Origin of the sequence: Nocardia sp. NBC_01327 (genome assembly GCF_035958815.1) — a bacterium.
In the GTDB taxonomy this organism is placed as follows: domain Bacteria; phylum Actinomycetota; class Actinomycetes; order Mycobacteriales; family Mycobacteriaceae; genus Nocardia.
Genome location: NZ_CP108383.1, coordinates 4,017,378 through 4,030,028, shown reverse-complemented (window position 1 = coordinate 4,030,028; position 12,651 = coordinate 4,017,378). Strand labels below are relative to the sequence as shown.

The following is a 12,651-nucleotide window of genomic DNA, read 5'->3' as shown; positions in this document are numbered from 1 at the left end:
TCGCTCCACGCACACAACGAATCCCCTCGGCACTGGCCGAACGCCCGGCCGCACGAGAAGCGGGCGGAAGCTTATCTACTTGCTGGCGTCGTGATACGCCGAAACGATGCCGGCCTGGATCCGCCCTCGGCTGGACACCTCATGACCGTTCCTGCGGGCCCACTCGCGGATCGCGGCGCTCTGCTCACGGTCGACGGCCGGGCGGGCCTTATCGCTCTTGCCGCGCGGTGCCCGTCCCACCTTGCGCGCGTGCGCAGTCCACTGCTCGAGCTCACTGCGCAGCCGATCGGCGTTCAGCCCCGACAAATCCATCTCGTATTCGACGCCGTCGAGCGCGAACACCACTGTCTGCTCCGCCTCCGACTTTCCATCGGAATCATCAACGAGAGTAACAACGACCTTGCGTGCCATGGGCAGCATTCCCTTCGGGTATGTGAAGACGTCAGGTGAATGCTACTAACCCCCGTGTTCACGGTTCGTCACGGTGAGTTCATTGGCGAACTCCGGGATGCGGCGCACCCTGTGCGCCAACGGCGATCGTTACACCGGAAGGGATGCCGGCGGCGACCCGCCGAATCGTCACACGCGCCAGTTCCATTGGTGCCCAATGGTATCGACGAGGCGGGAGCCATTCCCGACGCCGAGGACGTATGTCTCGACCGGTCCCGAATCACGTCAACGTACCCTCACTCCCCTGGGCTACGAATACCTTGGCCGCAGCAGGATCGACGTAGGAAGGAAGTGGGATGAGAACGTTGCACGTCGGATTGCGAGTGACCGATCTGGGGCGGTCACTGGCGTTCTACACGGCTCTCGGCTACAAGATCATCGGCAGCGTGCCCGAGACCCCGATCGGACACCTGACCATGCTCGCTCTCCCCGGCGATGAGTTCGTCACCGTCGAACTGGTCCACGACGGCAACCCCGTCGACCACGGCACCGACCTGAGTCACCTTGTCGTACAGGTCGAATCGATGGCCGACACACTCGACATGCTGGCCGGCCACGGGATCGAGCCGATCGCCCCGATCCGCGAACACGCCAACGGCATGAAGACGGCATTCACCGCCGACCCCGACGGCCGCCGCATCGAACTCGTCCAGTGGCCCGCAGGCCACACCGACGGCATGACCGCCGCCGACTGGCCAGAGGGAACGGACAGCTAGAACGCCACTGCGGCATTACGTGTCGATGTCGGTATCGGAGCGGTCATCGAGTTCGGGATCGACGTTCACCGTGATATCGATTCCGGCAGCACGCATCCGAGCGGTTCCGTGGACGAATCCGTCGCCGGATTGCGGTGCGGTAAGCAGCCACGCCGAACAATCTCGTCCTTCAGCTCATCGATCGCGTTCATCGAATTACGCACAGCCCTTCACTATCGGTAGCCCCGTTTGAGCAAGTACTTGGCGCCCGCGTCGAATCCTGCAGGGCTGAGCTGCTCGAAGCCGAACGCGTCGGCAAGCCGGTTGGTTGTGTTGAATGCCGCGCAGACCGCCAGCGCGTCCTCGATCTGCTCGCGGGTCACACCGGCGGCGAGCACTTCTCGCATATCCTCGACGTCTACCGCTCCTGTCCGCGTCAACTTGCCGAGCATCGTCAACGTTGCCCGCAGCCCGTCCTCGATCGGGGCCGAGTTCACGTCGGTCAACACGGCTCGAACCTTCGCCTCGTCCGCGTAAGCCTGGCTTGCGGTCGCAGTGTGGGCGCTGATGCAGAAGGCGCAGTCATTGGCTTTGGACACGAAGGCCGCCATCAACTCTCGGTCCGCGACCGACCAGGCCGACGGTCCGCGCATCGCCTCGTGGGTGAACTTCTTCGAGAAGGCGCCGTAGAAGTCCGGCCGATAGAACACCAGCTTGGCGGCGTCGGGTAACGACTGCCCGGAGAACAGCTCAATGAGCCTGAACAGCACCTTTGTTCCGGGCTTGTAGCCGTGGTTGAGGATATCGAGTCGCATTATTCGGTCGCCTCGCCGCCGGTTGCCTCCGCCAGGGTTGCCAGTCCCGCGTCATACAGCCGGGCGGACCGGCCGACCGCAGCAGACACCACCAACTCGAACAGTTGGTTCTCACTGAAACCCGCAGCCTTGGCCGAGGCGAAATCCGCATCGGTGACCTGCGTCGGATTCGTGGCAACCTTATCTATCAACGCGCGCAAGGGCAGTGGCACATCGGCGTTATGAAACGCGCATACGCGCTCGTCCGGCGATGCGCTCCCCTTCCCGCTCAAAACGCGCTCCACCAGAGCGCGATGCGCCGCCTTCTTCTTGTCCTCGTCTGACACAACAGCCTCCACCTCGGCGGGTCTGCTCTTCCCTGCACACCATAAACCTCGAAGTCGCGCGGTGGTGCGGCCTGTGCCGCAGCTAGATTCGGCTGGGCCTACTGCACCGCTACGCACGTCTGACGCGCGAGCGACCGAACGACTTCATCCATCGAACCGAAATGAGATAATCGTGGAAGATCAGGCTCAGATACTGGGCATGCAGGGGAATTATTCCTTGGTCAAATGGGAGGGAAGAAAGTTCCCGGGTCTGAGCATTCAGGGCGATAGTCTGCATATCCTGCGGCAAGTCTTGGAGGAAGCCGAATCAGAGCTAACTACCGGAAGCCTCGTTGATGCGCTGTTCGCCGTCAGGGAAGCGTTGGACACGGTTATCAGCATGGATCTCTCATACCGGGAAATGATGGAGAAACGGGGCCTGAGACTGCCCTACTGAGCCTTCCGGCTGACGGGCTCACACCTGACGGTCGGACTGCCCGGGTCAAGAATCCAGATCAGGCAGGGTTTCAACAAGAGTGATCGCCCGCCGGTGCTCGAGCCAGAAACCGTACTCCCGCAGATACATTTCGAGCCCGTCGTCCAAGTAATGACGGTAGCCATGCAGTCCCTGCGCGTTCTCACGCTCGTCGCCTCGATCGCTGACAGACCATGCCCGCCCAACCCGGTCGATCCATTCGGCCAGACGACGCTGCATCGCGTTGGTTGAGATTCCGCCAGCGGCGCCGGCCGATCCGTACGGGTCGGGTAACCGCGGGTGTTTGGCCTTGGAGCTCCGCGATGGTTGTCGGTTGGTGTTGGTAGGTTGTCGGCGGTGAAGACAGGAGTGGTTGTGGCCGAGCATGATTGGGCGGGTCTAGCGAAGGGCATTGCGTGGGTCTTGTACCCGGATTGGGACAATGACGAGCGGATGACCTCGCCGGAGGATGGCGACAGCGTCCAGCTTCGCGACACGCTGACCGGACAGCGGGTGCTGTTCTGGGCTGAGGACAAAGGCATCACGATCAGGGTGACGATGCCGGACGATCCGACCGACGCTGTTCGAATGCGGTCGGTGCTCGAATCGCAGCGGACAACGTCGTTTTCGATGGTCCGTGACTATGAATCTGGTCGGATGGTGCCCAACGATCAACCGCTGTGGCGACCTGTCGAGCTTCGCGCCGGTCGTGATGAAGCCGCGGAGGGCGGCGGGCAGCGGATCGAGGAGTACGCGCGCGAGTGGTGGACCGGCTGGCGCCATAACGCCGGATATCGGGACGAGGTCGCAACCGCGATCATCGCGGTCCTTCGTGACGGATTGCGCACCACGCCAGCACATCTGCGCGTGAGCGCGTACAGCAACTACGGGCCCGATCAAGCCCCTCGCGTCGGAAATGTAGCGCCGGATCAACCCACCTCGCGCGGTTTGCCCCCGGACTGCTCGGATTGGGACGAATTCGCCAGCCGCCTCGAGTGGGTGTTGGCCACATTGCCCAACGTGGGCTACCTGAACCTATCGATCCCCGGGCGATCATTGTCCATGCAGCTCAGCAAAGAAATGGACGACGCGATCCGGGGAGTGTGCTCGACCGACGATGACGCGAGCTCCCGAGAACCGCAGGATGGAATGAGCGACTTGGGATGGCGCTGGGGCACGCCCTACGGGCTCGAAGGCATGGACGAGTTCGAACAATGGATCACCCTGCCGGCCGGGACCGGAACAGCGGCCCCAACTCTGAGTCGGCTGGTAACTCAGATCGTCACGACGCTGCACACCATCGGCGGAGCTGAGCGGCCGAGCGATCTCGCGTTCGAGGCGTTTTCGAACTTGGCAGGGGCCGACGATATGTCTTACGTGGCTGCCGAGCTCGGCGTGCCCCATACCTGATCGGTCGCGCGCCGCAGAGTTCGGTCCGTAAGGTGAGGTCCCATGGAGTCAGGTGCCAAGCTCGAGGACTTACGGTCCGTGCTCTCGTGCGTTTACCAGAAGCTCGACGCCGAGAGCCTTACCGAGCCCGACCGCGTCGAGCTGGTGGCCCGCGCCGAGGTGGTCCAGGACCAGATCGACGCGATCCAGGATGTCATCGGGAACGACGAGCCCGCACACTAGCGGACTGCGACCCCGTCACCACCTTCGAACGATCCGCTGTTCTGAATTGCGAGAGGCCGCAAAGGATTTCGCCGCCGGCCTTGTCTGGGCTCGTTCGAGGACGGAGGGTCCCGGCGCGAGATCAGGTCAGCCGCAGGCGAGGGGGTGGTGCACGGTCGATCAGCACTGCCGGTGAGAAGGTTGAGGATGTTGATCACGGCACTGCCACTGTCCGGCGAGAATCCCTGGATCTCGACCAAGCGCATCCCGGCTCCCAGGGGCTCGGATTCCTGGGTCAATTCGACAGGGGGCGCGGCGGGTATGGGACACCGCCGACGGCAGCAGCCCGCTGGTAGAGCCGGTCATTGGCGAGCAACATCTCCGAGACTGCGCGACAACCAGGCGAGGCTGTACGCAGAAGCGCGAACAAGACTGCATCCGACGGCGCGCCCAGCATGGGAACCGAGCCTGGGGTGAAGCGTTTGACCAGGACAACCCCACCGAAACCTAGGTCTGCTGAAGTAGTTTCGGCCATCGTCTGCTCAATGACTGCGGCGGCGCGCGCGGCGGGAAGGATGACCTGCCCCCACGGATGAGGAAGGCCCCACTCGCCAAGTTCTATCAACTTCTCCACGTCAGGGCTCAACCTGTCGGCGAAGTCGGTGAACGTGAGCTCCTCGACGTCGATGGGCGACAGGCCTTCCGGCGGAGCACCGCCGGCGTCGTACAAAACAGCTTTGAGCTCGAAGTCGGAGGACTTCGCCTGACCGGAGATGTGGTCAGCAACCAACCGACCCTGTGCGGCAATCAATTCGGCCGCTGAGTCGTACAACGCGCGATACGAGAGCACGCGCTCCGGAGCCTCGATCAGGCGCAGTGATGCCTTCGTGATGACTCCCTGTCGGCCCATTCCCGAACGCAGCGCATCGAAAAGCCGACTTCGTCGAGTCGGCGAACAGGTGACGATCTGCCCCGCATGCGTGACGGCTTCGAGTTCCATTACGTTCGCCGCCTGCGTGCCATGGATATGGGATGCCCCGCCGATCCCGGCGGCGGAAAGGGTGCCACCGACAGTCAGGTCCAGGTAGTCAGTGAGAACTGGCGGCATCCGCTGATATGCCAACGTAGCCGCCAGCACCTCCCGCCAGGTCGCTCCAGCATCCACGACGACGCGGTCGTCGGTCACCTCGTGAATGGTGGCCAATCCCCGCATGTCAATCGCAATGCCATCGGTCAGCGACTCCCCCCGTGACGAATGCCCGCAACCACGTGGGAGCGGGAGCGCATCCAACGCGCCCTGCGGCGCTGGTTCCCGGAAGAGAGCGGAAATCTCAGCAACGGAACTCGGGCGCACCACCGAACGCGGTGGACGGGTTGAAAGACGGCCGAAATCGCAACTCGCGTTGTCTCGCTGCACATTCGGCATTGCCAGACTGTATCGAAATCTGTGAACATGCAGGGCGCCCGAATTCATTTCAGCGTCCACCAATGCCTCGCCACCAGTGGGCCAGTCTGCTCGAAGAGTCGGCCGACGCCAGACGGATTCTGCCCGTTGATCTTCCGAAGTGCCGCGCCGGCCGGTTCGAACGCGCGGGTCGCGGCAGGGGTGAAGTTCCGACGTGGACCTGCCGTGCAGGTCTGGCGGATACCCAGACCATCTCGGTTACCTCGCTGAGCAGGCCGGACTTCACCCGTATCGGGTGATGCCAGAGCCGGCCATTGCCGCGATGCTGATGAAAGCTCGGTCCGATGAGTTCATCCGGCACCGGGGCCGGTCGGCCACGTCAACGTGAGGAGCTGCGATGTCCACAGACGCGAGCGACAGCATGGCATTTCGGCAGTTCCGGCCCTCGCCCGCCCGCAATTGGGACGAACAACGGGTCTACGGGCGGGCCGTCGAAGCGGTGATCTGGGCAATGCCCGCGGTGAGTATGGCCTTCTTCCGCGACAGCGCGTTCGCCGCTTACGGGACCGACTACCACGATGTGATCGCGTTCTCCCATCCCGCGCTGCCACGGCACGAACTGCTGACCTCCAACGCCCAGGTGCCCTACATCTTCACCTTCTTCGACCTGCGCGAGGGCCCGGTCGCGATGGAGGTACCACCCGCTGATGAGCACTCGCTGCTCTATGGGCAGGTCGTCGACGCATGGCAGGTCAGCATCGCCGACGTCGGCCCCTCGGGCCTCGATCGCGGCGAGGGCGGCACGTAGTTGTTCGTACCTCCGGGCTGGGACCAACCACTGCCGGACGGCTACCTGCTCGTCCAGTCACAGAGCTACCGGCTGAACATGATGTTGCGCTCGGTCAAACGCGGCGATACCACCGACGCACAAGCCGAGGCCTACTCACACCGGTTGCGCATCTACCCACTCGCCGACGCCGCCGACCCGGCGCCGACCCGGTTCGTGGACGGCTACCCCAGGGCGTGGGACAGCCTGCCGCACTACGATCTTCGCTACTACGAGCATCTCGCCGACCTGGTCTCGGCGGAACCGGTCCGGGTCCGGGACAAGGTCATGATGGGCATGCTGCCCACCCTCGGCATCGAACCCGGTGAACCGTTCACCCCCGACGCCCGCACGAGGGAAATCCTCGAGCAGGCAGTCCTGGACGCCCGCGCCATCTTGGAGGAGTTCTTCGAGACCCCGGACCGGGCGATGAGCCCGTACTGGCCGGGCAGCCAATGGGGTTTCCTGGCCATCGACCCCGATCGCATACAAGGCTTCAGCTACGAAACCGACACTGCCCTGTACTACGAAGACCGAGCCGGCGGCATGTTCTACGGCGCTACTTTCCTGCCCAAAAGCCTGCAGGGCGGCGGCACCTTCTACCTGTGCGCGCTACGCGACTCGAACGGCGAGTTGTTCCACGGGACGAGCACCTACCGGCTGCGGGTACCCAATGATGTTCCCGCAGAAGACTTCTGGGCTGTCGTTGCCTACGACCTCGATACCAAGTCCTACATCTTCAACGACCTCGACCGCGGTGGCCTGTCGAGCTTCGAACTTCCCTCGATGACGGTCAACGAGGACGGCAGCGTCGATCTGTACCTCTCGGCCACCGCCCCGACCGGTTTGGAAGCAAACTGGATCCCCACCTCGGGCCGGGACTTCTTCCTCTTCTTCCGCTTCTACGGTCCCCAGAAGTCCATCCTGGACCGCTCCTGGCACGGCCTGCCCGACCTCGAACGCATCAACTGAACGGCAACCGATGCCCGGTCATCGGCATGATGATCTGTTCCGCCGGCCGCGAATCGGCACGGCCGGTTGCTCTTCCGCCGAGCAGTCAGCCACCGAAGATTCGCGCTACCTCACGCGCTACCTCATCGGCTGGGACATCGCGGATCTGTTTGCGCACACCCCAGCGGTGGCCGAAGGGGTCGATGAACTGGCCGGTGCGCTCGCCGTAGAACACGTCGTCGAGGGGGTGAAAGATCTTGGCGCCGGCGGCGATCGCGCGTTCGAAGGTGGCGTCGACGTCGTCGGTTTCCACCTGCAACGCCAGATAGGTGCCGCCCAGCGTGGCCGGTGACACGATGCCCATGTCCGGGTACTCCCCCGCCAGATGCAGGTGAGTGTCACCGATGCCGAACTCGATGGCGAAGGCCGTTCCGTCCGGCAGCGGGATTCGGCTCAACTCCTCCGCTCCGAACACCGCTCGATACCAGTTGAGGGCCTGCTCAGGGTCGGAGACAACCAGATGCGGGGAGATATCGGCCATGACCGACTCCTTCGGTTCGACAGCACAGTATTCTTCTCCAGCTTCACCCCTCAACCCCACTCGAGGTCAACCCCTTACGTGGGCACCGCGCGATGAGCTACCGGTTCTACACAACCCACGGCAACCCACAGCCACCCGAACCCCCAGGTCGACAGCGTGTTACCCGCCGGAAACCGCGGTCCGAAGTACGATCGGACCATGCGGTCCATTTGGAAGGGCTCCATCGCGTTCGGGTTGGTCAATGTTCCCGTGAAGGTTTATACGGCCACGGAGGACCACGACATCAAGTTCCATCAGGTGCATGCCGCCGATGGGGGGCGAATTCGGTACGAGCGGGTGTGCACGGTGGATGGGCAGCCGGTGCAATTCGCGGATATCGATAAGGCGTACGAATCGCCGGAGGGGGATCGGGTGATCCTCACCGATGAGGATTTCGCGAAGCTGCCCGCGGCGGAAAAGCATGAAATCCCAGTGTTGCAATTCGTGCCCGCCGAACAGATCGATCCGATCTTCTTCGATAAGAGTTACTTCCTGGAACCCGATTCCAGTACGCCGAAAGCCTATGTGCTGCTGGCGAAAACACTCGAGCAGACCGATCGGATCGCGCTGGTGCACTTCACACTGCGCCAGAAGACCCGGCTGGGCGCGCTGCGGGTGCGCGACGGAGTGCTCGTACTGCAGGCCATGCTGTGGCCCGATGAGGTGCGCTCGGTGGCCTTCGACAAACTCGACGGGGTGGCGGATCCGCGGCCGCAGGAGCTGCAGATGGCCGAGACGCTCGTCGACACGCTGTCGGATGATTTCGATCCGGGCCTGTACGTGGACGAATACCAGATCGAGCTGAAGAAGCTCCTCGACGAGGCCATTGCCAGCGGCAGCAGCAAGGTCACGCGCGCACCGGAATCGGCTGCGCCCGAGATGGACGCCGAGGTCGTGGACCTGGTCGCGGCATTGCAGCGGAGTCTGGAGGCGTCCGGACGGGGTACCGCCAAGAGCGGCGACGCCCCCAAACCGGCGAAGGCTGCCGCACCGGCGAAGAAGACCGCCAAGAAGGCGGCGAAGAAGGCTCCGGCCAAGCAGGCCCGCAAAGGCGCCTAGGAACCGGTCCGGGCCGGAACGAGTCACGCCAGCATCTACCTGGCAAACTGTCAGATATGGAACCGGCCATAGCCATCGTCCCCATGGGACTCGGACATCTTCGACAGGTACTCGATCTCGGCTACGAGGTGTTCGACACCTCCACCAAGCCCTACACGTCCTGGTCGCTCACCTCGGTGGCCGAGCACCTCGACAGCGCCGGCCGCTCCTGCTGGGTCGCGGTGGACTCCGATCGGGTGGTGGGATTCGTCCTCGGTTCGATGGAGTTCGAGCTGCGCGATGACTGGGCCTATCTGGAGTGGATCGCGGTCGCCCCCGATATGCAGGGCCGCGGTATCGCCGGGCGGCTCATGTCCGCCTGCTGCGACACCCTGTTCGAGCGCGGCGCACGCCGGATCGTCACCGATGTGGAGATCCACAACACCGCCTCGGCCTCGCTCATGAAGCGCAACGGTTTCGCCGAGGGCACCACCGTCACGCTGTTCGTGCGGCCGAATCCGACGCCGAACGCCGAGGACGATCCGGCCGAGACCGAGAGCGATCAGGTCACGCTCATGCCCGGGACCAAGCGCGAGCTGATCCGCAAGGGCCGCATCGCGGGCGAGGGCGGCCGGGCGCGGATCAACCGCTGATCACCCGTCCGGACTGCTCGAGCTTCGAGTGCTTCCGCGAATAGCCGAAGTACACGACCAGACCGACCAGCAGCCACACCACGAACCGCACCCAGGTCTCCCACGGCAGCGACCAGATCAGATAGATCGAGAACCCGATCCCGACCACCGGCACCACCGGCATGAGCGGCAGCCGGAATTCGCGCGGCTCCTCGGGACGGGTATAGCGCAGCACCATCACCGCGATGCTGACCACGATGAAGGCCATCAGAATGCCGATATTGGTCAGCTCCGCAACGGTATTGATCGGCAGCAGACCCGCCAGGATCGCCGACCCGATGCCCACGATCCAGGTCACGCGGGTCGGCACGCGCCGGGTGGGGTGCGTCTTGGCGAACCACGCGGGCAGCAGGCCGTCGCGGCTCATGGCGTACCAGACGCGTGTGGTCGCCAGCATGAATGCCAGCACCACGGTGGCGATACCGATAATGGCGCCGACCGCGATCACATTCGCAACACCCGGCAGCCCAACGGATTTGAAGGCGCTGGAGAAGCCGCTGGTCGGATTGATCTCGGTGTATTTCTGCATTCCGGTGAGGACCAGCGTCGCCAGCACGTACAGCACCATGGCGATGGCCAGTGAGTACAGAATCGCCTTGGGCAGTTGCTTTTTCGCCTCGGTGGATTCCTCGGCGGCGGTGCTCATGGCGTCGTAGCCGAAGACGGCGAAGAATACCGTCGCCGCGCCCGTCCACACCGCGGCATGACCGTACGGGAAGTAGGGCGTGTAATTGGCGCTGTCGATATGGAATACGCCGAGTCCGATGATCAGCAGCACCACCGCGACTTTGACTCCCACGAAAAAGGTTTCGAATCGCCCGACGCTCTTGATGCCGCGCGTGAGCACCCACGCCGAGCCCAGGCAGAACACCACGGCGAACACGTCCACCACATGTCCGTCACCCGTTCCGGACGCACCGAGCATCCAGTGCGGCAACGTAAGTCCGATCTGATCGAGCAAGAAATTGAAGTAGCCGGAGACGCCGATGGCGACCACCGCCGACACCGCCGTGTACTCCAGGAGCAGATCCCACCCGATGAACCAGCCGCCCAACTCCCCCAGTGCCACATAGCCATACGTGTAGGCCGACCCGGCTTTGGGCACCATGCCCGCGAATTCGGCATAGCACAGCGCCGCGCACGCACTGGCCAGTCCGGCAATGAGGAACGAGATCAGCACCGCGGGCCCGGCGGTCTTGTTCGCCACCGATCCCGCCAGCGAGAAGATCCCCGCCCCGATGATCCCGCCGACACCGATCGCGGTCAGCTGCCACAGGCCCAGATGTTTGGCCAGCCGCTGTTCGGCGGGCGTATCGTCCTCGATCTCGCCCAGGGGTTTGCGGCGCAGGATCTGGCTGCGCAACTCCGCGATCGACATACGGCGTCCTTTCGTCCCACTGCGCCACAGCGGGACGCAGGTCCGACTCGAGATCACTCCATACGATCACGGACGTGCACGATTCGTCCGTTAATCCGCACCCTGTTATCACGCAGAAATCTCACGAAGTACGGCCGGTTGAATGGATGACCTGCGGCGTAGGCCGGGATCCGGTCGACGATATCGGAGAATTGCAGATCGTATTCCTCGCGCAGCACAGCGCAGGATCGGGGACATGGGCGGAAAATCGCGGCGGCAGATCTGTCGGACCACCCGGATACGGTGGCCGCATGACCGATGCCACCATGACCGCCATCAATGACGCTGTAGCCCTCGGGCGTCAGGGGAATACCGAGCAGGCGCGGGAAGCCCTTGCCGCGCTGTGGAATTCGATCGGCGCCGATGGTGATCCGTTGCATCGCTGCATCCTGGGGCACTACATGGCCGACCTGCACGATCATGCGGCCGATGCGCTCACGTGGGATGTTCGCGCATTGGATGCCGCCGAGGCGCTCACCGACGAGCGCACCCAAAGGCTGGACGCCTCGCTCACCGTCCGTGGCTTCTACCCGTCGCTACACCTCAATCTCGCCGACAACTATCGCCGTTTGGGTGCATTCGATACCGCGCAGCGGCATGTGGACGCGGCGCGCGCACGACTCGACGCACTGAGCGAGGACGGCTACGGCGATACGGTCCGGGCGGGCATATCGCATGTGGAAGCAGCACTTGCCGAGGGTTCCACCGATCGGCTGCCGACGCACTGATCTTGTGGCACAGGCGAAATCGGCCTTCGCCGCCATAACGAGCTCTCGTAGGAGTCTACGAAATGCCGGTCTCGGTCCACCGGCGTTTTCATGTCTTCCATACCTGGCTGATGCCACCCGCTTCGCTGTGTACTTCTGACACAAGTGGCAGCGAAACAAGGGGATTTCCCTTGTCCGACAAGGAGTTCTCATGGCGATCCAGCGCAAGCACACGATGTACCACTCGACGATCATCGATGCGGATCCGGACGCCGTCTGGGCCGTGGTCCGCGACGCGCTGCGGGTGGTGTCGATCGTGTCCGGCGATGCGGCGAAGGATGTGCACTGGGCCGAAGGCGGTGCGCCCGAACGCGTTCCGTCGCTGTACAACTTCACGCTGGTGTTCAGCGACGGCCTGGTGCAGCAGGAGGTGGCCGGACGCAATGAGGTGGAGCGGTCGCAAACCTACCGATCCATCGTGCCGACCATGGGCGTGGACCGCTATCTGGCCACCATTCGCGTCCGGCCGATCACCAATGATCCGACACGCAGCTTCTTCGATTGGTCACGGGAGCTGACGATCGCCGAGGACGCCGAGCCCGAGGTCGTCGAGACGATCATCGCCATGATGGCCGGGCAGGCCGATTCCATTCGCGACTACTTCGCGCAGCAGTAGCAGCAACA

Annotated in this window: 17 protein-coding genes; 10 read left to right on the top strand and 7 right to left on the bottom strand. The window is 63.6% G+C overall.

Features of this window, described 5'->3' with window-relative positions; all coding sequences use genetic code 11:
* Positions 1–75: 75 nt before the first annotated feature.
* The gene (locus tag OG326_RS18265; RefSeq protein ID WP_327145847.1) at positions 76–411 is read right to left on the bottom strand and encodes a histone-like nucleoid-structuring protein Lsr2; all 336 of its coding nucleotides are present in this window, start codon (positions 409–411) and stop codon (positions 76–78) included.
* A 335-nt stretch (positions 412–746) separates the two neighbouring features.
* Between OG326_RS18265 and OG326_RS18260 the strand changes: the two genes are divergently transcribed.
* Positions 747–1,166 (top strand): VOC family protein, encoded by a 420-nt coding sequence (locus tag OG326_RS18260; RefSeq protein WP_327145846.1) that lies wholly within the window; start codon positions 747–749, stop codon positions 1,164–1,166.
* Between the two features lie 212 nt (positions 1,167–1,378).
* Here OG326_RS18260 and OG326_RS18255 read toward each other — a convergent pair whose 3' ends face one another.
* Positions 1,379–1,960, bottom strand: a complete 582-nt coding sequence (locus OG326_RS18255) for a carboxymuconolactone decarboxylase family protein (RefSeq protein WP_327145845.1) — start codon at positions 1,958–1,960, stop codon at positions 1,379–1,381.
* On the bottom strand, positions 1,960–2,286 hold the full coding sequence (locus OG326_RS18250; protein ID WP_327145844.1) for a hypothetical protein: 327 nt from the start codon (positions 2,284–2,286) through the stop codon (positions 1,960–1,962). Before OG326_RS18250 ends, OG326_RS18255 begins: the two co-directional genes overlap by 1 nt.
* A gap of 172 nt (positions 2,287–2,458) precedes the next feature.
* Here OG326_RS18250 and OG326_RS18245 point away from each other — a divergent pair, with 172 nt between their 5' ends.
* Entirely contained in the window at positions 2,459–2,722 is a 264-nt protein-coding gene (locus OG326_RS18245; protein ID WP_327145843.1) for a DUF6959 family protein, read from the top strand.
* 45 nt (positions 2,723–2,767) lie between these two features.
* Here OG326_RS18245 and OG326_RS18240 read toward each other — a convergent pair whose 3' ends face one another.
* Entirely contained in the window at positions 2,768–2,980 is a 213-nt protein-coding gene (locus OG326_RS18240) for a hypothetical protein (RefSeq protein WP_327145842.1), read from the bottom strand.
* 135 nt (positions 2,981–3,115) lie between these two features.
* Here OG326_RS18240 and OG326_RS18235 point away from each other — a divergent pair, with 135 nt between their 5' ends.
* Both OG326_RS18235 and OG326_RS18230 read left to right on the top strand, forming a co-directional pair.
* Positions 3,116–4,150: a TY-Chap domain-containing protein gene (locus tag OG326_RS18235; protein WP_327145841.1), complete on the top strand. Its 1,035-nt coding sequence runs from the start codon at positions 3,116–3,118 to the stop codon at positions 4,148–4,150.
* A 42-nt stretch (positions 4,151–4,192) separates the two neighbouring features.
* Entirely contained in the window at positions 4,193–4,372 is a 180-nt protein-coding gene (locus OG326_RS18230) for a hypothetical protein (protein ID WP_327145840.1), read from the top strand.
* Between the two features lie 274 nt (positions 4,373–4,646).
* Here the strand turns inward: OG326_RS18230 and OG326_RS18225 are convergent, their stop codons facing one another.
* On the bottom strand, positions 4,647–5,777 hold the full coding sequence (locus tag OG326_RS18225; RefSeq protein ID WP_327145839.1) for an FAD-binding protein: 1,131 nt from the start codon (positions 5,775–5,777) through the stop codon (positions 4,647–4,649).
* 376 nt (positions 5,778–6,153) lie between these two features.
* On the opposite strand from OG326_RS18225, the gene OG326_RS18220 reads away from it, so the two are divergent.
* Together OG326_RS18220 and OG326_RS18215 are read left to right on the top strand one after the other, a co-directional pair.
* A complete protein-coding gene (locus OG326_RS18220; protein WP_327145838.1) occupies positions 6,154–6,564 on the top strand; it encodes a DUF1254 domain-containing protein in 411 nt (136 codons plus the stop codon).
* Positions 6,565–7,554 carry a DUF1214 domain-containing protein gene (locus OG326_RS18215; protein WP_327145837.1) on the top strand — a complete coding sequence of 330 codons (990 nt, stop codon included), beginning with the start codon at positions 6,565–6,567 and terminating at the stop codon, positions 7,552–7,554.
* Between the two features lie 85 nt (positions 7,555–7,639).
* Here the strand turns inward: OG326_RS18215 and OG326_RS18210 are convergent, their stop codons facing one another.
* Positions 7,640–8,074: a VOC family protein gene (locus OG326_RS18210; protein ID WP_327145836.1), complete on the bottom strand. Its 435-nt coding sequence runs from the start codon at positions 8,072–8,074 to the stop codon at positions 7,640–7,642.
* 198 nt (positions 8,075–8,272) lie between these two features.
* Here OG326_RS18210 and ku point away from each other — a divergent pair, with 198 nt between their 5' ends.
* Together ku and OG326_RS18200 are read left to right on the top strand one after the other, a co-directional pair.
* Entirely contained in the window at positions 8,273–9,172 is a 900-nt protein-coding gene (gene ku / locus OG326_RS18205) for a non-homologous end joining protein Ku (RefSeq protein ID WP_327145835.1), read from the top strand.
* A 56-nt stretch (positions 9,173–9,228) separates the two neighbouring features.
* Positions 9,229–9,804, top strand: coding sequence for a GNAT family N-acetyltransferase (locus OG326_RS18200; protein ID WP_327145834.1), 576 nt, complete (start codon positions 9,229–9,231; stop codon positions 9,802–9,804).
* Here OG326_RS18200 and OG326_RS18195 read toward each other — a convergent pair.
* Positions 9,794–11,221 (bottom strand): amino acid permease, encoded by a 1,428-nt coding sequence (locus OG326_RS18195; protein ID WP_327145833.1) that lies wholly within the window; start codon positions 11,219–11,221, stop codon positions 9,794–9,796. The two genes, OG326_RS18200 and OG326_RS18195, sit on opposite strands and share 11 nt — an antisense overlap.
* A 290-nt stretch (positions 11,222–11,511) precedes the next feature.
* On the opposite strand from OG326_RS18195, the gene OG326_RS18190 reads away from it, so the two are divergent.
* Both OG326_RS18190 and OG326_RS18185 read left to right on the top strand, forming a co-directional pair.
* Positions 11,512–11,988, top strand: a complete 477-nt coding sequence (locus OG326_RS18190) for a hypothetical protein (protein ID WP_327145832.1) — start codon at positions 11,512–11,514, stop codon at positions 11,986–11,988.
* Positions 11,989–12,178: 190 nt separating this feature from the next.
* Positions 12,179–12,643 (top strand): SRPBCC family protein, encoded by a 465-nt coding sequence (locus OG326_RS18185; protein WP_327145831.1) that lies wholly within the window; start codon positions 12,179–12,181, stop codon positions 12,641–12,643.
* Positions 12,644–12,651 lie beyond the last annotated feature (8 nt).